Below are 22,580 nucleotides of genomic sequence, written 5' to 3'. Positions count from 1 at the left end.
GCCACATGTACAGGTTGCCCGTCGCGTCCTCCCTCGCCATCAGATCCGCGCGGCCGGTCCCCCGGAAATCACCGGCGGTCGTCTGGGAGAACGCGCCCCAGCCGGCCGTCAGGTCGGTCCTGGCCGCGAAGGACCCGTCTCCCCGCCCCGCCCACTCGTACAGGTGCCCGTCCGAGTCGTCGCGGGCGACGAGGTCGCCGGTGCCCTTGCCGTGGAAGGCCCCGGCCGTCGTCTGGGAGAAGATGTGGGAGGGGCTGGCCGGGGCGGGCCGCGGGGCGAGGACCTCGGCGAGGGCCGCGTTCCCGTTGGTGGTGAAGTGCAGATGGTCGGAGGAGACGTAACCGGCGAACGCGGCGCTCGGGTTGAGCGGGTCGCGGGTCGCCCCGTCGAAGTCGTGGAAGCCGTCGATGGCCGTCGTCGTGCGGATCCAGTCGTTGACGCACCGGCGCACCCGGTCCCGGGCGGCGGTGTAGTCGGCGTGGCCCTGGAAGGCGGGGATGGTGGCGACGGTGAAGCGCAGCCCGGCCGCGTGCGCGCGTGAGGCCAGCTGCTGGATGCCCGCCTCGAGCGCGGAGTCGGAGGCGTCGTCCATCGTGATGTCGTTGATGCCCTCGTAGAGCACGACGCTCCGCACTCCGGTCTGGGAGAGGACGTCCCGGTCGAAGCGGTTGAGCGCGCTCTGACCGAAGCCGACGCGTCCTCCCGTCCCGTCGGTGAGGATCCGGTTGCCGGAGATGCCCTTGTTGACGATGCCCTCGGGCGTCGGTCGGGCGCTGAGGGCGCGCCCGTAGTCGTCGGTCCAGCGGGTGTTGGAGTCCTGGTCGGTGTGCCCGCCGTCCACCTGCGAGTCGCCGAGGGCGACCACCGTCCCGTCGCTGCCGGCGGCCGTGACGTCCAGGCCGGCCAGGAAGGCCCAGTAGGGGTACGGGGTGGAGAGGTTGGCGCCGCCCGTGTCCTGGGTGCGATCGGCACCGTCGCCGGGGGCGGAGGTGTAGGAGGTGGTGAGCGTGTACGGGTGGTAGGGCGCGGTGGTGACCTTGTCGGGCAGCCAGAGGCTGACCAGCAGGTTCTCGTCCGCGGCGACCGGGAAGGCAACGGGGTCGCTGTAGACCTCGCCGCCGGGCGGGACGACGGTCCGGCCCGAACCGCCGAAGGTCAGGGTGACCGGCGTGGCCGCCGCCGTGGCCGGGTTCCCGTTCCGGGCCGAAGTCCGGTCCTGGGCCGCGACGGTGACGTGCCCGATGGTCACCGGGTCCGGACTGAAGGTGTTCACCAGGCGGATCCGGGCGGAGCTGCCGCCGATGCTGGTGTGGACGACCATGCGCAGGGTCTGCCGCCCCGTCACGCCCGAGGCTGCCGACGGTCCGGCCAGGCTCATGGCGGTACCCCAACTCCCCGTCCAGGCCGCGGACTCGGGGCGCGGCGCGCCCGGGCCTGGCGGGAGCGCGGCGGGGACCGGCCCGCAGCCGGCGGCCGCGTTCGCCGGGGCCGCGGGCGGCAGGGCGGCGAACGCGCCGAGGACGACGGCGGCTGCCGTCAAGGCGGACAGGCGGCCCCGCGGTGGGCGGTGGGCGACGTGCACAGGAGTCCTTTCGCCGGGTACGGAAGACCGTTTTCCCGCATGGCTCGGGTGACCAGGAAATGGCGGCGATCCGCTTCCCGGAGGAGGAGGTCCGAGAATGCGCCGAGAAATCTCGGAGACCGCTCGCCATCCACCATGTAATCACCGCCGGCCCGGCTTCCGCCAGGAGGAACATCAGGCGGAAGCCATGGGGAAGTTCCAGCAGAAACCGCGCTGTACAGGCGAGATCGGCGGGAAGCAGACGGAGTGGCCTGATCGTGCGTCAGCTGACTTTCGCGCCTGACGGAATTTGCGATATACCGTCTCGGGCACTTTCCGCCCGACAATCCGCCAATCTCCTCCTGGCGTGATCACCTGTCGAACCTCGAAATCTCGAATGAGGGGACATCACATGGCAATCGGACGACGGCAACTCCTCACCTCCCTCGCGCTGACCGCCCTCGCCGCACCCGTCCTGGCCAAGGGGACCGCGACCCGAGCCTCCGCGGCCACGGGTACGGGTACGGGTACGGGTGCGGGTACGGCCGCACGTATGGCCGCCGGCTCCGGGCCGCTGTTCATGCAGGTCGTCGCCCACGAGGACGACGACATCCTGTTCATGAACCCGGACCTGTCCAACGCCCTCGCCGACGGCACACCGTCCGTCACGGTGTTCGTCACCGCCGGGAACATCACCGGTGACCCGTGCGCGGGCGGCTGCTGGGACCCCGCCGGCGACCCACTGCGCACCTGGAACCGCCAGATGGGCGCCGTCAACGCCTACTCCCGGATGACCGGGGTCGGCGACACCGACCCGGCGACCGACGAGATCGGGCACTGGACGGTCGAGGCGTGGACGGTCGCGGGCAAGCAGGTCGAGCGGTACATGCTCAAGGACCGGCCGGTGCACCTGATCTTCCTCAACCTGCACGACGCCGGGCTCGCCAACGTGCTGAACGGCGGCACCGACACCACGGTCGTCCCGAAGGGCAGCCCGCTGTCCGGGCCGTCGACCTACACGGCGGCGGACGTCGTCGAGGTGCTGCGGCAGATCATGGTGACGTACCAGCCGACCGTGCTCCGGGCCCAGGACGAACTCCCGGACACCCGCTACAAGGACGACCACTCGGACCACATCTCCGCCGCGAAGTTCGCGGGCATGGCGGCGAGCCAGTACGGCGGCTCGCTGGTCCAGGTGAACTACCGGGACTACAACATCAGCGACTGCCCGGTGAACCTCGACCCGGCGACGGTCGGCACCAAGGGCGTGTTCGTCTCCGAGTACGCGAGCCACGACCACTCGGGGAACTACGAAACCGCCTGGTTCTCCCGGATGTACTACCGCTGGTCGCGGGGCACCTCCTGGGCCGGGCTGAACCAGGACGGCCGGCCGCAGGTCTTCGTCGTCCGGGCGGGCTCCCTCTACACGTACTGGCGCCAGGGGGACGGCAGTTGGGGCGGCCCGGCACGGTTCGCCGACCCGGGCGGGCGGCTGGCGCCGGGCATCGCCGTCGGCACCAACGCGGACGGCCGGATGGAGGTCTTCGCCCGCCGCCTCACCGACCACCACATCCTCTCCGTCCCGCAGACCACGCCCAACGGCGTGTGGCGGGACAGCTGGGCCGACCTCGGCAACCCCAACGCCGGGCTCGTCAACGCGGGCCAGGTCGGCGTGCCCGCGGTGGTCGCCTCCCAGGACGGCCGACTGGAGCTCTTCGTCAAGAACGGCGGCGGCGGCCTCAGCGCGATCCGGCAGACCAGCCCGAACGGCGCCTGGACGACCACCTGGGATGACCTGCACGGCACCGACATCCAGGACCCGGTCACCGCGATCCGCAACGGCGCCGGGAGGATCGAGGTCTTCGCCAGCACCCGCGACGGGGTCGTCAACTGGTGGCAGACCGCTCCGAACGACGCCATCAACGGCCCGGGCCCGATCCCGAACTCCCGGCCGGCCAGCCCGCCCAAGGCCGCCCTCGACCAGGACGGCCGCATCGAACTCGCCTACCGCGAGGCAGGCACCGGCGCGATGCTCGTCAGCTACCAGACCCGGCCCGGCGGACCGTGGAGCCAGTCCCCGACCAGCCTCGGCGGCCACGGCGGCGTCGGCGAACCGGCCGCGGCCACCCTCGGCGGGCGGGTCGTCCTGTTCGAGCGCAACGGCGGCGGGGGCGTGAGCACCACCGCCCAGACCGCGCCGAGCGCCGGCTACGGCGCCTGGCAGGACCTCGGCGGCACCGTCCTCGACTACCCGACCGCGATCGTCGACGGCGGCGGTGTCCTGTACCTGTTCGCCATCGGCACGGACGGCCGCGTCTACTTCCGCACGGGCACGACGCCCACCAACCTCGGCGGCTGGCAGGGCATGCCCCTGTGACCGCCGGTCCCGTCGGCCGGTCGGACACCCTCCCGACCGGGCGACGGGCCGGGCGACGGGCCGGGCGCGTGGAAGCGCCGGTGGGGGGCCCGCGGGAGCACCCGTGGAAGCGCCGATGGGAGCGCTCTCACGCCGTGTAGGATGGCCACTCCCGAGAGTGAGCCACACCGGAGTGTGATCATGCCCCGAACTGACAGGCCGGGCCCCGGTGGCGCCCGGTCTGCCGCGCGACCGACGGTGGAGGACGTGGCCGCCCGCGCGGGAGTCAGCCGGGGAACGGTGTCCCGGGTCATCAACGGTTCGCCCAAGGTGAGCGCCAGGGCGAGGGAGGCCGTGGAGCACGCCGTCGCCGAGCTCGGCTACGTACCCAACCAGGCGGCACGATCCCTGGTGACCTCGCGCACCGACGTCGTCGCCCTGGTCGTCCCGGAGAGCCTGGCGCGACTGAGGTCGGAGCCGTACTTCGCGGACGTCATCACCGGGATCTCCGACGAACTCGCGTCGACCGACCTTCAGTTGCTGTTGACCCTGGTCCGCAACGAGGACGAGCGCGAGCGTCTGACGCGCCACCTCACCGCGCGTCGGGTCGACGGGGTGCTCCTGGTCTCGGTGCGCCAGGACGACCTGTTGCCCGACCTGCTCGAACAGCTCGGGATGCCGGCCGTACTGGGCGGCCGCCGGTCCGAGCCCGAATCGCTGAGCTACGTCCACGCCGACAACGCCGGCGGGGCCCGGGCGGCCGTCCGGCACCTGGTCGGACTCGGCCGCACCAGAGTGGCCACCATCACGGGGCCGCTCGCCATGGAAGCGGCCGGGGCACGCCTGGCGGGGTACCGGGAGGCGCTCACGGAGGCCGGCCTCGCTCCGGAGGACGCGCTCGTCGCCCACGGCGACTTCACCGAGGCGGGCGGCTACGCGGCGATGCGCGAGCTCCTGGCCGAAATGCCCACCCTCGATGCCGTGTTCTGCGCCTCCGACCTGATGGCCGTGGGCGCGTTCCGGGCGCTGCGCGAGGCCGGGCGGCGCGTGCCGGAAGACGTGGCCGTCGTCGGCTTCGACGACTCCGTCATCGCCCGTAGCACCGAGCCGCCCCTCACCAGTGTTCGCCAACCGACCGAGGCGATGGGGCGGTTGATGGTCCAGCTGCTGCTCGAGGAGATCGCCGACCCCGGGCGGCCGCGCCGTCAGGTGATCCTGCCGACCGAACTGACGGTCCGCGCCTCGGCCTGAAGGCCTCGGACTGCCTCGAACGGCCTCGAACTGAAAGGCCGTCACCTCCCGTTGTTCCGGTATGAGCCACGGCCGCGTGTCACGGCTGACCTGGGCATAAGGTGCTGCTACGCTCCCGATGGGTGTGGGAGCGCTCCCACGCGCCAAGATTCTGGGGGGTGACATGTCGAAGGCACAACAAGGGGATTCGGCATTCGGGGGCATGCTGAGGGCGCTTCGTCGTGAAGTGGGATTCACGCATGAGGAACTCGCCCGGCGTTCCCAGGTCAGTGTGAGAACGATCAGCGACATCGAGCGGGGCCGGGTGCTCCGACCACAGCGCCGCTCCGTCCAACAGCTCGCGGCGGCGCTCGGCCTGAGGGCCTCGCGACTGGAATGGTTTCTCCGTGCCGCGCGCGCCGTTCCCGGCGGCGGGCCCGATCAGCCGGACGGGAGCCGTCGCGAGACGCCGGCCGCCGGGGAGGTGGACGAACAGCCGTCCGCGGTAGTCGTGATGGTCCTGCCGATGACCGCGACCGGCGAGAGCGGCCCGTGCTGCAGGCGCCGCCGACGCTGTCCGCAACCCCGCCCGACCGGGCCCCGACCCGTGCGCCGGGCCGGTTGACGGCCGTCGCGTGCGGCGGGCAGGCGCCGGCGGCCACACGTCCGCCACAAGGACGCCGAACGCGTACGCCCGCCCCACCGGCGCCGTCCGGTTGGGGACGCGCCACCGGCGACTCGGCCGGGCGAGGCGGTAGTTGACGCCGTCCGCGGCCAAGCCGACCTCCCTGCCGATCCGGGCGGTGGCGTCAACCCCAGGCGTCCGCGGGCCAGGATCCCGCGCCTCGGTCGGGCTCGCCTCGGCACGCGACGCGGGCAGCGGCGAGGAGATCGAATCACGCGGCTCCATCGAGACCGAAGCAGCCCGCCGCCTCGCCGACGACCTCAAGAACCTCACGTACAGTGCGGTCGCGCGGGCCTGACGATCAGCGCAGCGTCAGGATCCAGGCGCTGACGGCCAGCCAGCCGGTCAGCGTCAGCGCCGCGCACGCCCAGGCGAAGCGGGCCGGCCCACGGCCGCGGTCCCGCCCCTTGGCGCGCTGGAACCCGGCGGCCAGACCGGCCACCGCGGTGACGGGGAGCGCGAGGAAGGCCAGGTACAGGGTGCCGTAGTAGAGGAACCTCGCGAACAGGGCGCCCACGAACACGAACGGCGCGGACACCACGGTGACCACCACACCGCCGGCCGTGCACGCGACGCGCAGCCGCTTCTCGTCGGAGAAGAACGGCGGCACGGCGCACACCACCGCGCAGCCCAGGCCGAAGACGTACAGAACCAGCCCGCCCGGGCCGTACCCCCGGTGGATGCTCCACGCCGGCAACAGGAACGCGACCGCCCCGACCCCGGACAGCCACCGGGCACTCACCGGCACCGCGGCCATGTTTCCCCCTTGCACAGCACCCTCTTTGAACGCGTTCGAATCTAGCACCCAGGAGACGACGCCGCCCAGACGGACAAGTCGCCGAAAATCGCGGCAGGCACAGCGGGACGCGGCGGCTCTCCGCGGAGAGCAGACGCATGCCGATCTCGTTGCGGCCCATCCCGAGGCTGTGGACCACAGCGGTCAGGCCGTGGCGGAAGGAACAGGCCGCGGGTTCCGCGTCCCGATGTCCTATGGCGAGTCCGCGAGCTGTGCGCTTCGTTGGATCCGCGCTCCGTGCCACCTTGATCGTTCCGGGTTTCGTGCCGCTTCCCCGGGACGGTGTGCTGAAAGCTAGGTGACACGTCTTCTGCCTGACCGGCTCGCTGAGGCTTCAAGGAACACTGTGCCGCGGCGGGTGCGTCGCATGGGCCTGGTGGAGCGGACCGTGCGAACAGAAGACGATGGCGATGGCTGGAGCCCGGAGCCGTCTGGAACGCCTCCGGCTCCGCCGCCAAGCGTCCGACCAGAACGACGTGGAGGACGTCGCCGTAGGCGTACTTCTTGGTCAGACGAAGCGAGGCCTCTTGCGACGCTCGGGTCGTTTGTCCTGATCACGCCGGTTTGGGTAGCCGAACACCGCCGCCGGCGATGTCGCCGACCCCCCTCCCCCGGTAAGCGCCAGGGGCGGCGTCTCCGGGACGGTCGGGGAGGTCGGCCGAGACGGCGAGGTGACAGCGTTCGGCGTCAGGTCCTCGACGGTCGGGGAGGTCGGCCGAGACGGCGAGGTGACAGCGTTCGGCGTCAGGTCCTCGACGGTCGGGGAGGTCGGCCGAGATGGCGAGGTGACAGGGTTCGGCGTCAGGTCCTCGACGGTGGGCGTGGTGAAGTGACGATATCGCCTGAGGTTCTCGGTGTCCGGGTACGGGTGACGCCATGGCTTGCGGGAGCCGATGAAGTGGAGCACGAAGGCGCGTCGCTCCTGATCCCGGTACGCGTGGTACTCCGTACCCAGTCGCGGCGGCCAAGCCTCGGGCGGGATGTCGCGGAAGTCAGTCATCGGGAACACGTTCCAGCGCGGATCCAGCTCGATCCATCGACCGTGCGTGAGCGCGTTGAGCGCATCTTGCTCCAGACAGACCGGGACCTGATCCTGGCTGGCGAGCCAGTCGAGGGCCCGCTCGGTCAAGCTCTCCCGACGCCACTGGCGGAGGTTGCACAGCATCACCCCCGCATTGAAGTAGGGCGCGTCGGGCGCGAATCGTCCGTTGCTTCCGCCTGCCAACGCCTCGTGCAGGTTGGGACGCCACATGTCCCGCACGGCCGCGAGGGGTCTGTCACCAAGGTCCGTCGCGAACAGCTCTGTCACGTCTCGCATCAGCACGACGTCCACGTCCATGTACAGCGCCACGTCGTCCGGCACCAGCTCTGGCAGGAACAGGCGCGCGTACGTCGCGCCGGTCAGGTAGCGCAGCAGTGGCAGGTCGGACAGGTCGCGGCGCAGACGGACGACCTCCAGATCGAGCCCGCGGGACATCGCGTGCTCGACGACGTCGGCACTCGGCGAGTCATCTGTCATCAGTGCCGAGATGCGCACACCGCTCTTCGGCGGGAGGCAACGGGCCAGCGACGACAGCATGTTGCGTGCCGCCGATGCGTACTGACCGTCGAACGCGATCGCTATGCGCATCCCCCGACCCCCCACGTGTGCGACCCAGGAACCACTACGCTAAGGGGGGGTCGAGCGACGGTCAAGGCTGTCAAAGAGGGGGTGCGACCTGTGGCGCGAGCGAGCGACGTGGCGCCGGCGGCGGGCAGATGCCTGCTCATCTGCAGCACACCGAGGTCAGGGACTCATCTGCTGGCCGGTCTGCTGGAGAGCACGGGCTTGTCGGGCAACCCGCAGGAGTACCTGTACAACCACGTTACCGAACTGGACGGTGAGGACATCCCGATCGGTCCGGCGCACCGGACGCAGCCGGACCAGCTACGAAAGCTGATGCGGATCGGGACTTCAGCCAACGGCGTGTTGGGCCTGATCGTCATGGGGTCGTACCTGGACGAGGTCGTCGCCGGGCTGCGGCGATACCAGTCCGCGAGTGGAGCGAGCTGGCGCGAGGTGATCGAGCGCGCCTTCGACCGCCCGGTATATGTGTGGAACCGGCGGCTGGACACGGCGGCACAAGCGGTGTCTCTGTACCGGGCGCTGGAGACCGACGTCTGGTATGCCGACGACGTTCGTGGCGTGGGTGCTGACGTTCCCTACCGTCGCGACCGGATCGCGCACTGGGAGCACATGATCCGGGAGCAGAACGAGGAGTGGGCGCGCCGGTTCTCCGACAGCGGGATCACGCCGATCACGGTGACGTACGAGGACGCGCTGGCGGACCCGGAGGGTGTGGTGGACCGGCTCCTGGACAGCCTGGGAGTCGCGCGAGGCGGCCGGCCGGTGGAGCCGCTCACACGCCGGCAGGGAAACGACGTGAGCTTGGAATGGCTGGCCCGGTACCGCCGGGACGGTTCAACGTGACCGTTGCCTCCGCGACCTCGATGAGCTCCGCCAGCACCAGAGGCTCACTGCCGTAGGCCCGACGCAACGGCCCACGCCGCAACGGCCCGTCCGGCACGAAACGGCGCTGCCCGGCCCGACGCCGCATCGCCCGCAACAGATCCATCGCGAGATCGCCCCCGCCACCCCCGCCGACCTCCATGACCACATCCTGGTACATCCGTCGGCGCTACGCTCAAGTGCTGAGCTCGGTACGAACGATCGCGCTCAGGGCCCTGTTCGATGTGATCGTGTTTCGTGCAACGATCCCGGCATGGCGAACTTTGATGCTTCCTCTCCGCAGCGCCGTGTGAGCACGGGTGGGCCGTGCGGAGCGGCGCGCGGCCAACGAGGTTCTGCCCTCGCCGTGTTGGGGGCGCTGCTGGATCGGTCGCTGGTGCAGATCGCCGATGCTGCCGCGGACGCCCGGTGCTTCGACCGGGAGACGATCCACATGGCGGCGGACGTGTGGGACAACAACACCTTTCCGCTGTTTCGGGCGGCGACGGCCGGCACGCGAGGCGGGCGCGAGCGTCGGTCTCTGGCAGCGTTGGAATGGATGGCCGGCCTCGGTGAGGATCGGCGCACCTGGATGATCGAGCAGGCTGCGGCGGCCGGGCACTCGTTGGACGGGCTCCTCACATCGGGGAAGCCGTCCACGCCGGGCCGTGACTATCTGGGACAGGTGATGGCCCCGGTGATGTCGCTGACGGCGCACGCCGCGGAGAGCCTGGCCGCCGACTACGACCTTTCATCGGCCGAGGTCCGCCATCTGCGGATCGAGCGGGCCGGCAGCCGTCTCGTCGGCCAGCTCGAACTGGCTGTCACCCGTTCCTATCCCGTCGACGACGGCACCCCGGCCGAGAGCGCGACGCTGAATATATGGCTGCGCGACATCACCGAGGTCCGCTTCGATTCCGATGACGCCCGGGGCGCCGTCCTTGGAGCGCGAGCGGACGGCGTGTCAATCGCCCTGGGGGCCCGCGGGATACTCTGCGCGGCGACGGCCGACCATTGCCCGGACGACCGCTGCTGGCACCTGTCCTCGGCCGGGCGCCAGGCCGACGCGACCACACCACCCCGTGACACCCGACCTGCTCGCGGCGACTTCCCGCAGGAGGGGCACCTGGGCGCCAACGCCATGGCCGCAGCGACCGTTCTGCACCGCGCCATGCTGCACGTCCGCATGGTGCGTAGTCCCCGGCATGCGGACCGGGTCCCCGTACGCGACTTCCACCGAGCCTTCACCGGAGCCGGCGAGGCAATCCTCGCCGCGGGTGCTCACCGCCTGCCCCACCGGCGGGAAGCCGCCTTCCGCCACCTGGTCGAGACCTGGGTCGGACGCGGCGGCCCAGCCCTCGCGAAGTGGTTCGCCAGCGAGCTGGCGGAGACCGTCCACCGACCGGATCTCCTCGTCGTCCTCCGCGACCAGGACCAACCACACCCGATCACCGGCACATCGCAGCAGCCCACTCCGAACCTCGCGACGGTACCCGGCCCGGTAGAGGTCGAACTCCGGATGGCCTCCTACACCTCGGCACACACACGCTACGGCGCAGACCACGACGCCTCTGCCCTCGTGCACCTGGCCGTGCCGCCGCACCCGCGGAACGCCGAGAACGACCCGTGGCGGCTGCGCGCGATGTGCGGCGCCGGCCCCGCCCGCTTCCAGTTGCGGACGGCGGCGTTCCAAGGCGCCGGCCGGCCCTCCGTCACGGCTGACGACAAGGCGGCCCGCCGCTTCGCCCTACACGACGGAGCCCTCGACATCACACGAAGGGAAGGCTGAACCCACCATCCGCCGCGCGCACGTTGGTCTGCACCGGCCTGCGCAGTTTTCCTGTACACCGACAGGGGGTCAGCCGACGCCGAGCAGAACGGCGACGGCCGCCAGGTCGTCCTCCCCGCGCCCGCGGGTTCGTATCTCCATGTCGGCCGGCGCACCGCTTTTCCGCGTCTGCCGACCCGGGGTGTTTTTCGGCGGGGCGGCGGGAATTCCGACAATGTTGGTGCCCGTTCGCCAGGAGGGGAATTTCTGCCGGACCGGCCGGCGATCGTATTCAATGGGCTCCGGCCGATCAGGCAACGCAGCGGCGGAACGGTCCGCCGTGGAAAAGGAGTGCGCATGGACAGCCGGTTGGATTCCGCCGAAGCTACCGTCGACGTCCTGTCGTTCAACATCCACCACGGGGAGGGAACGGACGGCGTCCTCGATCTGGAACGGATCGCCCGGGTGATCCGGCGCAGCGGTGCGGAGATCGTCGGGCTCCAGGAGGTGGACCGGCACTTCGACGGGCGCAGCCAGTGGAACGACCAGGTGGCGGAGCTGGCGCGGTCGCTCGGCTACCACCTGGCGTACGGGGCGAACATCGACCTGGAGCCGGCGGCGCCGGCGGCTCCGCGGTGCCAGTACGGTACGGCGGTGCTGTCCCGGCACCCGATCACCCGTGCGCGGAACACCCACCTCTTCCGGTCCCCCGGGGAGGAGCAGCGCGGCCTGCTGCACGTCGAGATCGACCTCGGCGGAATTCCGCTGCAGGTCTTCGTCACGCATCTGGAGCTGTTCTCGGAAATCGACCGGATCCGCCAGGCGGAAGAAGTCGTGGAGTTGATCGGGGAAACCGGTCCGGCCATTTTGCTCGGCGATTTCAACGCCGCCTCGGGGACGTCGGAGATAACCAGGCTTCGGGCTGCTTTCACCGATTCCTGGACGGTTCTCGACGGTGGTCCGGTGGCGACGTTCCCGGCCGATGCTCCGCGGGACTGCATCGACTACGTCTTCGCGGGCCGGGGGGTGACGCCGGTGCGGGTCGGCCTGGTCACCGAGGAGCCGGTGGCCTCGGACCACCTGCCGGTGCTGGCCCGGCTGGTGGTCTCCGGCTGACCGCCGGCCCCCGAGGGTCCGGGCCGGGGCGGCGGGCCGGCCCGGACCCTCGGGAGGCGGTGGCGGTCACTCGTGCCGTTCCGCTTCCACCGCTTCGTACAGTGCCTTGATGTTGCCGCTGCCGAAGGTCGTGGCCCCGACCCGCTCGATGACCTCGAAGAACAGGGTCCGCCGAGGGTGCAGCGTCCGGGTGAAGACCTGGAAGAGCTGGCCCTCGTGGTCCTCGTCGACGAGGATGCCCAGGGCCGCGAGCGCGGGCACGAAGTGCCGGGTCAGCCGCAGCCGCTCGGCGAGCATCCGGTAGTAGGGGCCCGGCGTCGACAGGAACGCCACCCCCTGCTCGGCCATCGTCCGGACGGTCCGCACGGCGTCGTCGGTGCGGAAGGCGATGTGCTGGACGCCGGAGCCGCCGTGGTTCTTGATGAAGTGGTCGATCTGGCCGGGCTCGCGGCTGGTGTCGGGCTCGATGATGGTGAGCGTGAGGCCGCCGGACGCCGACTGCACCACCTCGGAGTCCATGGCCTGGGCGCCGACGACGATCCTCTCGGTGAAGGTGTTGCGCAGGCCGAGGACCTGCTCGTAGAACGCGACGGTGGACCGGAGCAGGCCCGCCTCGACGCACACCGCGAAGTGGTCGACCGCCAGCAGGCCGGTGTCCGCTTCCGGCTCGCTCCGCGGTGCCGGGGTGAAACCGGGCAGCGGCCGGTGGTCGGTTCCCGCGCGGCGCTGGACCAGGGTGTGCCGGAGGTCGCCGAAGCCGGCGACGGCCGCGGTGACCACGCCGTCCGTCTCCTCGGGTTCGGCCAGTGGCCGGGCGCCGCGCCGGACGGTCGCGGCGAAGGCGGCGACCACGTCGGGTACGGCCAGGGCGATGTCGGCGACGCCGTCCCCGTGCCGCCGGACGTAGTCGGCGGCGGGGTGGTCCTCCGCCAGGGCCTGGGTGAGGACCAGCCGGATGTGCTCCCGGCCGATGGCGACGGACCTCGCCTCGCCCGGCCGGTCGGCCGTGGCGTACACGGTGAACCCGTAGGCCCGGGCGTAGTGGCGTGCGCTGGCGTCGAGGTCCTCCACGTACAGCTCTACGTGGTCGACGGACAGGTCGAGCGGTATGCCGTCCGGGTGTGTCGTCATGGTGGTGGCCTCCTTGAGGGGTGGTCTGCCGGGCGTGCCTGTGGCAGTGCCGGTGCCGGTGCCGGTGTCGCTGCCAGTGCCGGTGTCGCTGCCGGTGCCGGTGACCGGTCCACTGGTGCTGGACCGGCCACCGCCAGGGCCCGCTACCAGGGGTCGACACCGAGCAGCCGGCGGCCCAGCGGGGTCATCGCCGCGGTCTGCAGGTCGTTGTAGGAGTGACCGGCCGGGCGGTCACCGGGGCGTTCGCCGGCGTCCCAGGGCTGGTCGTCCCGCGCGTAGCGGACGAACTGGGCGACCCGGACCTCGGGGCGCCGGTTGTGCGAGGCGGCGTGCGGCATCAGATGGTGGGTCAGCACGAAGTCGCCTGCCTGCCCGGTCACTTCGACGCTCTCGAGGTCCGGGATGTTACGCCACTTGTCGTGCAGCTGCCGCCCCTGGCGGACGGCGCGGGCCTCGGCCTCGACGATCCGGTGGCCGCCGGGCACGACGTGGATGCCGCCGCCGCCCGGGGCGACGTCCGTGAAGTAGTAGCAGCCCCCGATCTCGACCTCCTCGGGGGTGAGCAGGAACTCGTCCGCGTCCTCGGGTACCGCCGGGTCGATGTGCAGGTCCTGGCTCAGCTCGCTGGGGTGCGCCGTGTCGTTGCGCATGGTGATGGCCACCGAGCCGTCCCGGACGAGCAGTCGGGGGTGTCCCAGGAGCTGGGCCGCCACCCGGTAGAGCCGCTCGTTCTGGAAGAGCGGGATGAACTCCGGTCCGTCGAAGGTCTGGTTCCCCGGGGTGTTGAAGGGTTTGAACCGGCCGTCGTACGCCTCCCAGTGGTCGGGGACGCGCAGGTCTCGCGGGAGCAGGTCGAGGATCAGGCCGGCGTGGTGCCTGGCCTGCTGCCTGGTCAGGACGCCGCGGATCAGCAGGTATCCGTCCCGCCAGAAGCGATCGACCTCCTCCTGGGACAGGACCGGCTCCGGCATTGCGTTGGTCATGGGTGCTCCGAGGGTCGGTGGGTCACGGGTCGGTTGGCGAGGTCGCGCCGTCGGAGGCCCGGTCAGCTGGCCGCCGCCGCGGGGCGGCCTCCGGCCCGGCCGGACGGACGGAGTTCCCGGGCCAGGCTGCGCAGGGTGGCCATGCCGCTGACCTGGGCGAAACCGGGCGGGTGGTAGCCGAGCCGGCGGAGCAGCTCCGCGAAGCGCGGGTAGTGCTCCGGCCGTCCGCCCGCCCGCAGGTAGCAGAGGTCGAGGTCGGGGGCCCGGCCGGGCTCGGTCCCGGCCCCGCTCAGGGCGGTGAGCAGCGCGGTGTCCTCGGCCGTGGCCGGGGGGCGGCCGGGGAGCGCCCGCCCGTCCGAGGCGTCGGCGCCGTCGATCCCGAACCAGTCGGGGACCACCGGGATCACGCCCGTGTGCACGGCTCGGAGCAGTTCCTCCCGCAGGTCGAACGGGGTGAGCGCGCTGCCGTCGGCCGCGGTGACCCGGGCGGTCAGCCGGGGGGTGCCGGACGCGCCGCCGGGTTCGAGCGACGCCCCGGCCGCCGTGACCCCGGGCAGGGCGAGCAGGAGGTCCTCGATCGCGCGGAGGTCGATCCACCGCCCGCCGGAGTGCCGTTCGCGGGGGCCGCGGGGAAGCCGGAGCAGTCCCACGGCGGACGCGACCTCGTCCGGCGAGCAGTCCCGGCCCGTCGCGGCCCGGGTCAGGACCAGCTCGACGCCGCGCAGCAGTGCCGCGCACTGCTCGGGTTCCAGGACCCTGGAGTCGCCGTGGACGGACAGCCGGACGGTGTGCGGGTCGGCCCAGCGGACCGACAGGCTGGCTCCGTACTCGTAAGAGGTCTCCGCAGTAGTCGCCCAGCTGATCCGGGAGCCGGGCCGGTCCGTGGAACCGGACCCGCCCGTCGAGCCGGGCCCGCCCGTCGAGCCACGCCCGTCCGTGGGGCCGGGCTCGGCCTCGATCAGCTCCCGCCAGCCCTGCGGCGGCGGAATGAAGTTGAAGGCGAGGTCGGTGGAGAGGCAGACGCCTCGGCGGTGTTGGGCCTCGACCCGTTCGCGGATCAGGTCGAAGGGGTCGTACCGGCCGTAGGCGGGGTGCCCCTCGGCCAGGGTCCGCTGCACCTCGGCGGCCGCTTCCAGCAGGCTCCGGCCCTGCCGGCGGAGGGCCACCGGGGTGCGCTGCGCGGTGGCGCACAGCACGCGGCGGAGGTCGGCGTTGTGCCGGTTGTCGAGCGACACGTTGACGGTGCACGCGTCGGTGTCGGCACGCAGGCAGAGCAGTTGGGCGAAGGCGGCGAGGACGACGGCCGAGGGCAGCAGCCCGGTGTGGGCCATGCCGCGGGCGAAGAGGCCGTCCGCGCCGGGCAGGGTGAGCGTGCTCCGGTAGTAGCGGCCCGCCGTCCCTTCGCCCGGAGGGTGGTGCGGGTGCATCCGTGCCGGTGCGTGGGAGAAGTGCCGCCGCAGGTAGTCGAGCGCCCTGGTGCGTTCGGTGTCCTCGCCGGGGTCGGCCTCGCGCCGGGCCTGCTCGGCCGGCTGGATCCCGGGGCGCCGGTGCGGGACACCGGTGTCCGGGCTGTCCGTCCGTCCGTGCAGCAGGTCGGTGAGCTGCTGGTCCACCACGCCGTGGAACCCGGCGTCCACGGCCACGTTGTCGGCGACCACCGCCAACCAGCGCCGGTCCTCGGACCGGAGCAGATGGAACTGCACGAGGAACCGGCCGACCCTGCCGTGGCTGTGCGCGGTGAACACCCGTACCAGGTCGGCCAGGCTCCGCTCGGCGGTGCCGTCCGGAGCGACGTCGACGACCCGCACCGGGGAGCCCGACGGGTGGACCAGCTGCCGCAGTTCTCCGTCGACGACGGCGAGGGAGGTGCGGAGGATCTCGAACCGGTCCTCCAGTGCGTGCACCAGGCGCTGGGCGGCGGCCTCGTCGGTCCCCGCCGGGAGCGGCCGGAGTCCTTCGGCCAGCCCCTTCTCCAGGAACCACTGGAACTTCTGCGCCCTGGTCAGAGGCGCGTCGGCGGGGGCCCGGCCGCTCATGCGGGGCCTCCGGCGGGAGTCGGCCGCGGCGAACCGGCCGGAGCGCCGGCCGCACCGTCGGTCCGTACCGCGGCGGATCCGTCGGCCAGGGCGGACAGTCCGCGGATGGTCGGGGAGCCGATGACATCACGCACCGTGACCGGGACGCCGGACAGCCGGGTCGCGGCGGTGGCCAGCTGCACCGCCGAGACGGAGTCTCCGCCGAGCGTGAAGAAGTCGTCGTCGATCCCGACCTCGGTGAGTCCGAGCATCTCGCGCCAGAGCGCGGCGAGCGCCGACTCCAGCTCGTCACGGGGGGCGGTCGGGGAGCCCTGGGCGGCATCGCGCTCCTCGGCGGGGGCGGGCAGCTTCGCCGCGTCCACCTTGAGGTTCGTCGTGAGCGGGATCGCCGGTATCACGGTGATCGAGGCCGGGCGCTGGTACCGCGGCAGCTCCGTCGAGAGCCGCCGGCGCAGGTCGGCCACCAGTTCCCGGTCGCGTCCCGCGCCGTCGGCGGTGCCGACGGGTCCGGAGTCAGGTCCCGAGGCCGGACCGGAGGCCGGTCCGGAGGAGGGGACGACGTAGGCGTCGAGGCGCTTGTCCCCCGCGCCGTCGTCCCGGGCCACCACGACCGCGTCGTGCACCCCGGGGTGCCGGGTGAGCGCGGCCTCGATCTCGCCCGGTTCGATCCGGTAGCCGCGCACCTTGATCTGGCGGTCGATCCGGCCCAGGAAGCGCAGCGCCCCGTCCGGGCCGCGCCGGACGAGGTCACCGGTGCGGTAGAGCGGGGAGCCGGCGCGGTCGTCGGGGTCCGGGACGAAGCGTTCGGCGGTGAGTTCGGCGCGGCCGAGGTAGCCGCGGGTCATGCCGGCTCCGCCGATGTGGAGCTCTCCGCTCTCCCCGTCCGGAACGTCCGCTCCGTCCGGCCCGAGCACCCGGACCCGGACCCGGTCGAGCGGGGTGCCGATCGGGATCATCGTGGCGTCCGGTGCCATGGTCCGGACGTCCTGGTAGGTCGCGAAGCCCGTCGTCTCGGTCGGCCCGTACAGGTGGATCAGCCGCCCCGCGAAGGCCTGCCGCGCGAGGTCCGCCACCTCGGCCCGGATGGAGTCCCCGCCGAACAGCAGGGTGTCCACCCCGGAGAGTTCGGCGAGGTGCGCCGGCTCCAGCAGCCGGAAGACGGGGCTGGTCAGGTGCAGGACGGAGACGGCGTCCCGGTGGACCCGGCGGCAGAGGGTGGTCAGGTCGGTGCCGCCGAAGCTGTAGACGACGCAGGTCGCGCCGTTGAGCAGGGGCCCCCAGATCTCGAAGGTGGAGGCGTCGAAGGACAGTGTGGCGAGTGCGGCGACCCGGTCGTCCGGCGTGATGGACACGTAGTCCTGATCGGTCACCAGGTGGACGACGCTCCGGTGCGGAACCAGGACGCCCTTGGGTGTTCCGGTGGATCCGGAGGTGTAGATGACGTTGGCGAGCTCCGGCCGGCCGACGACGGGCGGGTTCCCGGAGGGGTGGTGGGCCGGGTCCTCGTCGAGCAGGACGACGGTCGCCCGGCCCGCGGGGAGCCGGTCGGCGAGCCGGCGCTGGGTCACCAGCACCGGGGCGGCGGTGTCCCGCAGCATGAACTCCAGCCGCTCGGCGGGGTATCCGGCGTCGAGCGGGACGTACGCGCCGCCCGCCTTCAGGATGCCCAGCAGTCCGACGATCATCGCGGCGGAGCGTTCGACGCAGATGCCCACGAGCGTGTCGGGCCCGACGCCCGCCTCGCGCAGCCGCCAGGCCAGCCGGTTCGCGCGGGCGTTCAGCTCTCGGTAGCTCAGCTGCCCGTCGTCCGCGACCACGGCCGTCCGGTCCGGGGCGAGCTCCGCATGGTGTTCGAACAGGGCGTGCACGGTGGCCCCCGGCTCGTCCCCGGTCGGTCCGTTGTTCCACTGGATCACTGGCTGACTCCGTCCTCTCGTGCGCTGACCGGGTCGGTGGACACGGCGCCGCGTAATGCGTGTTGATGGGACCGACGCCGACGCCGCGCGGGTGGGCGGGAATCCCGGCGGCCGACGGGTCGCGCGGGTTCCCGTGAAGGTCCGGGTCGGCCGGGACGGAATTGTCAGGTGTCCTCACTCCGGCCGGGCCGGGAGGCGGAAAGGGCCGACCGCGGCGCGTCCGGGAATTCCGTCGGATCCCGTTTTCCGCCGCACCGGGCAAGTGCCGGAACCTCCAGGAGCCTAAGCAATCGGAGGAGGTCCCGCCACCCTCTTCCGGGGAATACCGGCAATCATGCGCTATGTCCGATCCGGCCCCGCTTGCCCAGATCGCCGGAGACACGCCCGGTTGTCCGATGGTCCGTCACATGCTTTCCAGGGAAGCCCTGTCGAGCGCGCTGGAGGATCCGACTCCACTTGTGATCCGATGTGAAAATAGACGGCCGAAACGGGTCAAATGGGGACGCCGGCACCGCGAGATGCAATGTGCCATTGCACATCAACTGCTTGTCATGGACTATGGATCAAGAACCACGACGCCATGGTTCCGGAGCCGACCGGGGGGTTCGCGTATCCGTCGGAGCGTGACGGATACGTGGAACGGGACGCATTCCGCGCATCCCCGCAGGCATTCCCCCGGTCATTCGCGCCCGAGGCCCCGGCGAATTCGCCGAAGCGGCGGCATCAGGTGGGGCATTGCCACTGAATCGATGCACGAACATCGTGGGCTGGACCCGCCCCGTTCCAAAGGAGACCCGTGTCTGAGAACCGATCCTCGGCCCTGATCGTCGGAGCGGACCCGTACCTGATCCGGGCCGCGCTCCGCAACGGAATCGAGCCCGTCGTGGTGCACGGCCCCGGCCTGCGCGACTGGGGGTTCATCGGAATTCCGGACGGGGTCGAGACCGTCTTCGCCGAGGACACCTCCAGCGTGGAGAGCGTGCTGCTCGCGCTGCACCGGGCCGGCCTCGCCGACCGGGACTTCGACTGCGTCCACACCGGGGACGAGTTCGCCCTGGTCACCGTGGCGGCCCTGGGCGAGGTCCTGGGCGCCCCGGTCGCCGTGGACCCGGATACCGCCGTGCGGTTCCGGGACAAGTGGCTGCAGAAGGAGGCGCTCGCCGCGGCCGGCATCGAGGTCACCCGGTCCCGCCTGATCGAGGACGTCCACCACCTGGATCCGGCGAGCGTCGAGGACTTCGACAAGGCGGTCCTCAAGCCGGTCGCCGGTGCCGGCACCAGGAACACCTCGGTCGTCGAGGGCCGCGCCGGGCTGATCGCCCGGTGTGCCGAGCTCCGGCGCGCCGGCATGCCCCAACGGACCTTCGTGCTGGAGGAGTTCGTTGCGGGCGACGAGTGGATCGCCGACGGCGTGGTCTTCGACGGAGAGCTGCGGTTCCTCAGCGTCAGCACGTACGGCGAGCCCTGCCTGAGCACGGTGGACTTCAACCGGGCGCTCCAGGTCGAGGTGTTCGACCCGGTCGCCGACGCCTCCGCCTACGACCTCGCACGCTCGGTCGTGGAACCGGCCCTGCGAGCGCTCAGCCTGCGGCGCGGCACCTTCCACATGGAGCTCTTCCACCAGCCGGACACCGGGAGGCTGGTGTTCGGCGAATGCGCTGCCCGGACCGGCGGACTGCTCCAACCCGAGCTGGTCGAAGCCAAGTTCGGCGTCGACCTGGCGCTCGCCGGGCTGCGCTGCGCGGCCGGGACCGACCCCCGGATCGAGCCCTCGGTGCGGCCCGAAACGATCGGCTCCACCTACCTCAACAACCGTCCCGGCGTCCTGGTCGGCTACCCGACCCCGGCCGAGGTGCGCGCCCTGCCCGGGGTCGAGTACCTGCGACTGGAACTCCCGTACGGCTTCCGCATGGCGGACGCGCTCGCGAGCACCACCGAGGCCGTCGGCCAGGTCGTGCTGAGCGGCCGCACCCGGGAGGAGTTCCGCGACCGCCGCGACTCCCTGACCGCGTGGTTCGACGAGCGGCTGCTGGTCGTGCCCGCGCACGCGAGCTACCCCGAACTGCGCCGGTGGCAGAAGGAGAACTGGCCGGAATCCGCTTCCTCCTTCGGCACCTACTCGGACGACTGAGGCCGCCCGCCGCCCGGGCCGCGGACCTCACCCGCGGGACGGCCGCCGCACGCGCCGAACCACTTCCCCCACCGCGTCTCGAAGGACCATCATGCAAAGCCATCACCGCTTGATCCGCTCCTTCCGTCAACTCACCACCGATGCCCTGCCGGCGGAAGCCCCCGTCGTCACGCTCTTCAGCGGAGGGCTCGACAGCAGCTTCCTCCTGCTGCGGCTGAAGAACGCCGGGTTCCGGAACGTCCACGCGTTGAGCGTGGACCTCGGCGAGGACGAGACCAGCGAACAGAAACAGCAGATCGCCGACGAGCTGGGGGTCCGGCTGCACGTCGTGGACGGCCGTGGAGCCTTCGCCGACGAGTTCGTGCGGGCGGCCATCGTCAGCCAGGCGGTCTACCTGGGGACCCACCCGGTGAGTTCGACCCTGAGCCGCCCGCTGATCGCCCGGTTCGCCACCGAACTGGCGGCGGAACTCGGGGCGGCGGCCGTCCTGCACACCGCCAACCGCTCCCAGAACACCATGCGCAGACTCAACGGCGCCCTGGAACTGCTGGGCTTCGACGGCGCCTACGGCAGCCCGTACGACCTCGACCCGGTGGGCCGGGAGGTCAAGATCCAGGAGCTGAAGGAGGCCGGCCTCGCCCGGATGAGCGAGCGCGTCGTGAGCGGCGACTCGAACCTCTGGTGCCGCGAGTTCGAGTCCGGGCTCCTGGACGACCCCGAGCAGCACGCGGTGCCGGAGCAGCTGTTCCGGTGGAGCGCGCGCCGACCTGCGGTCACCGAGGACGGCATCGAGGTCCGGTTCGAGGGGGGCACGCCGGTGGCGGTCGACGGCACCCGCCTGCCGCTGGTGCCGCTGATCGACCAGCTGAACCGGCGGGTCGGCGCCTTCGGCCTCGGGCGGTACAGCGGCCTGGAGCACCTCGCCGGCGGCGAGAAGGTGCTGGAGATCCGGGAGATGCCGGCCGCCTGGCTCCTGCTGCGCAGCTACCGGCACCTCGAGTCGGCGGTGCTCTCGGCCGAGACGATCCGCGAGAAGATGCACCTCGAACAGCTGTGGGTGCGGGAGGCCCTGGAGGGCCGCTGGTTCGGCGAACTGCGGGCGGCCACCCAGTCGTTCATGGACTTCTGCGCCCGGCCGGTGACGGGCTCGGTGCGCTGGCGGCTCACGCCCGGCGGGGCCGAGACCCGGGCCATCGAGGCCGACCGGCCGGTCTACCTGCGCGATCGGGAGAGCTGGGAGCAGCAGTCCGTGAGGGCGGAGCTCGCCGTGCTGGCGGGGGCCTGATGCGCGGCCCGTACCGTCCCGTACCCGCGCCGTCGGCCCGCTGCGGGAGCGGCGGGCCGACGGCGGGGGGCGCGGGACGTCAGCCGCCGAGGAGGTCCCAGGCCAGCAGGCCGGCGCCGAGGCAGCCCGCCGTCTCCCCGAGTGCCGCCGGCACGATCTCCGGCATCCGCTCGAAGGCGAGCCGCTTCCCGACCGCCGCGCGCAGCGGTTCGAACAGGGTGTCCCCGGCCTCGGCCAGCCCGCCTCCGATGATCACGGTGCCCGGGTCGAGCAGGGTGAGGCAGGTGACGAGACCGTCGGCGAGCGCGGCCAGGGCGTCGTCCCAGACCGTCCGGGCGCGGCTGTCGCCGGCCTCCAGCGCCCGGACGCAGTCCGCCGCGTCGGCGGCGGGCCGGCCCGAGGCCGCGGCCCAGGCCCGTCCGACGGCCGAGGCCGAGGCGTACTGCTCCAGGCAGCCGCGCCGGCCGCAGGGGCAGGCGGCGCCTCCGGGCCGGACCACGATGTGGCCGAGCTCGCCGCCGGCGCCGTGGGCGCCCGCCTCGATCCGTCCGCCGAGGGCGATCGCGCCCGCGATGCCGGTGCCGATGGCCAGGAAGAGGAACTGTTCGGTGCCCCGGCCGGCGCCGATCCGCTGCTCGGCGAGTCCTCCGGTGCGGACGTCGTGGCCGAAGGCGACCGGCACGCCGCCCAGGCGGTCGGCCAGCAGCGCGCCGAGCGGGAGGTCGTGCCAACCGAGGTTGGCCGCGAACACGACGGTGCCGGTGCCGACGTCGACGATGCCGGGCACGGCGACGCCCACCGCGGCCGCGGGCCGACCGAAGCGGCGCTCGCCGTGGGCGAGCATTTCGGCGGCCGCCTCGAGCACCGATTCCACGACGGTGTCGGTGCCGCGTTCGCGAGGGGTTTCCCGGCGGGCCTGGTGAAGTAATTCTCCGCTGCTTCCGATCAGGGCGGACTTGATTCCGGTACCGCCCACATCAAGGGCTATGACGTGTTTCATGGGGGATGAGTATGGAGCATGCTCGGACGAGCTGGCAAACGTCCTGGAAAACGACCCGTAAAAGCCTCGTCGGTGCGCGCCCGCCGTTTTGTCCGGCA

At 71.9% G+C, this 22,580-nt stretch carries 17 protein-coding genes; 9 read left to right on the top strand and 8 right to left on the bottom strand.

Annotated elements, in window-relative coordinates:
* On the bottom strand, positions 1-1,540 hold a 1,540-nt coding region (locus ACLWS4_RS28580), incomplete at its 3' end, for an SGNH/GDSL hydrolase family protein (RefSeq protein WP_416875623.1).
* Positions 1,541-1,973: 433 nt separating this feature from the next.
* On the opposite strand from ACLWS4_RS28580, the gene ACLWS4_RS28575 reads away from it, so the two are divergent.
* The 4 genes from ACLWS4_RS28575 (at position 1,974) to ACLWS4_RS28560 (ending at position 6,130) form a co-directional block, all read left to right on the top strand.
* Complete coding sequence (locus ACLWS4_RS28575) at positions 1,974-3,938, top strand: PIG-L family deacetylase (RefSeq protein WP_416875622.1); 1,965 nt, start codon at positions 1,974-1,976, stop codon at positions 3,936-3,938.
* 180 nt (positions 3,939-4,118) lie between these two features.
* Positions 4,119-5,168 carry a LacI family DNA-binding transcriptional regulator gene (locus tag ACLWS4_RS28570; protein WP_416875621.1) on the top strand — a complete coding sequence of 350 codons (1,050 nt, stop codon included), beginning with the start codon at positions 4,119-4,121 and terminating at the stop codon, positions 5,166-5,168.
* Positions 5,169-5,286: 118 nt separating this feature from the next.
* Complete coding sequence (locus tag ACLWS4_RS28565) at positions 5,287-5,772, top strand: helix-turn-helix domain-containing protein (RefSeq protein ID WP_416875620.1); 486 nt, start codon at positions 5,287-5,289, stop codon at positions 5,770-5,772.
* A gap of 178 nt (positions 5,773-5,950) precedes the next feature.
* The gene (locus tag ACLWS4_RS28560) at positions 5,951-6,130 is read left to right on the top strand and encodes a hypothetical protein (protein ID WP_416875619.1); all 180 of its coding nucleotides are present in this window, start codon (positions 5,951-5,953) and stop codon (positions 6,128-6,130) included.
* 3 nt (positions 6,131-6,133) lie between these two features.
* On the opposite strand, the gene ACLWS4_RS28555 is transcribed toward ACLWS4_RS28560, so the two are convergent.
* The gene (locus ACLWS4_RS28555; protein ID WP_049651369.1) at positions 6,134-6,589 is read right to left on the bottom strand and encodes a hypothetical protein; all 456 of its coding nucleotides are present in this window, start codon (positions 6,587-6,589) and stop codon (positions 6,134-6,136) included.
* A gap of 547 nt (positions 6,590-7,136) precedes the next feature.
* Complete coding sequence (locus ACLWS4_RS28550; protein WP_416875618.1) at positions 7,137-8,258, bottom strand: glycosyltransferase; 1,122 nt, start codon at positions 8,256-8,258, stop codon at positions 7,137-7,139.
* A gap of 15 nt (positions 8,259-8,273) precedes the next feature.
* Here ACLWS4_RS28550 and ACLWS4_RS28545 point away from each other — a divergent pair, with 15 nt between their 5' ends.
* The 3 genes from ACLWS4_RS28545 (at position 8,274) to ACLWS4_RS28535 (ending at position 12,000) form a co-directional block, all read left to right on the top strand.
* On the top strand, positions 8,274-9,098 hold the full coding sequence (locus ACLWS4_RS28545; RefSeq protein WP_416875617.1) for a Stf0 family sulfotransferase: 825 nt from the start codon (positions 8,274-8,276) through the stop codon (positions 9,096-9,098).
* Between the two features lie 415 nt (positions 9,099-9,513).
* The gene (locus tag ACLWS4_RS28540) at positions 9,514-10,905 is read left to right on the top strand and encodes a hypothetical protein (protein WP_375874630.1); all 1,392 of its coding nucleotides are present in this window, start codon (positions 9,514-9,516) and stop codon (positions 10,903-10,905) included.
* Positions 10,906-11,241: 336 nt separating this feature from the next.
* On the top strand, positions 11,242-12,000 hold the full coding sequence (locus ACLWS4_RS28535; protein WP_416875616.1) for an endonuclease/exonuclease/phosphatase family protein: 759 nt from the start codon (positions 11,242-11,244) through the stop codon (positions 11,998-12,000).
* Between the two features lie 66 nt (positions 12,001-12,066).
* Here the strand turns inward: ACLWS4_RS28535 and hppD are convergent, their stop codons facing one another.
* The 4 genes from hppD to ACLWS4_RS28515 all read right to left on the bottom strand — a co-directional run bounded on the left by hppD (position 12,067) and on the right by ACLWS4_RS28515 (position 18,066).
* Positions 12,067-13,131, bottom strand: coding sequence for a 4-hydroxyphenylpyruvate dioxygenase (gene hppD, locus ACLWS4_RS28530; RefSeq protein WP_416875615.1), 1,065 nt, complete (start codon positions 13,129-13,131; stop codon positions 12,067-12,069).
* Between the two features lie 143 nt (positions 13,132-13,274).
* Positions 13,275-14,114: a phytanoyl-CoA dioxygenase family protein gene (locus ACLWS4_RS28525; RefSeq protein ID WP_049651375.1), complete on the bottom strand. Its 840-nt coding sequence runs from the start codon at positions 14,112-14,114 to the stop codon at positions 13,275-13,277.
* 62 nt (positions 14,115-14,176) lie between these two features.
* Positions 14,177-16,150 carry a hypothetical protein gene (locus ACLWS4_RS28520; RefSeq protein WP_416875614.1) on the bottom strand — a complete coding sequence of 658 codons (1,974 nt, stop codon included), beginning with the start codon at positions 16,148-16,150 and terminating at the stop codon, positions 14,177-14,179.
* Entirely contained in the window at positions 16,147-18,066 is a 1,920-nt protein-coding gene (locus ACLWS4_RS28515) for a non-ribosomal peptide synthetase (RefSeq protein WP_416875613.1), read from the bottom strand. Before ACLWS4_RS28515 ends, ACLWS4_RS28520 begins: the two co-directional genes overlap by 4 nt.
* A 796-nt stretch (positions 18,067-18,862) precedes the next feature.
* On the opposite strand from ACLWS4_RS28515, the gene ACLWS4_RS28510 reads away from it, so the two are divergent.
* Both ACLWS4_RS28510 and ACLWS4_RS28505 read left to right on the top strand, forming a co-directional pair.
* Positions 18,863-20,197, top strand: a complete 1,335-nt coding sequence (locus tag ACLWS4_RS28510; RefSeq protein WP_416875612.1) for a hypothetical protein — start codon at positions 18,863-18,865, stop codon at positions 20,195-20,197.
* Between the two features lie 91 nt (positions 20,198-20,288).
* The gene (locus tag ACLWS4_RS28505) at positions 20,289-21,482 is read left to right on the top strand and encodes an argininosuccinate synthase-related protein (protein WP_416875611.1); all 1,194 of its coding nucleotides are present in this window, start codon (positions 20,289-20,291) and stop codon (positions 21,480-21,482) included.
* 79 nt (positions 21,483-21,561) lie between these two features.
* On the opposite strand, the gene ACLWS4_RS28500 is transcribed toward ACLWS4_RS28505, so the two are convergent.
* Positions 21,562-22,482 carry an ROK family protein gene (locus ACLWS4_RS28500; protein ID WP_416875610.1) on the bottom strand — a complete coding sequence of 307 codons (921 nt, stop codon included), beginning with the start codon at positions 22,480-22,482 and terminating at the stop codon, positions 21,562-21,564.
* Positions 22,483-22,580 lie beyond the last annotated feature (98 nt).

Origin of the sequence: Kitasatospora sp. SC0581 (assembly GCF_048159585.1) — a bacterium.
GTDB lineage: Bacteria > Actinomycetota > Actinomycetes > Streptomycetales > Streptomycetaceae > Kitasatospora.
Note: the sequence above shows the minus strand (reverse complement) of the source record. Positions and strands in the feature narration are given on the sequence as shown.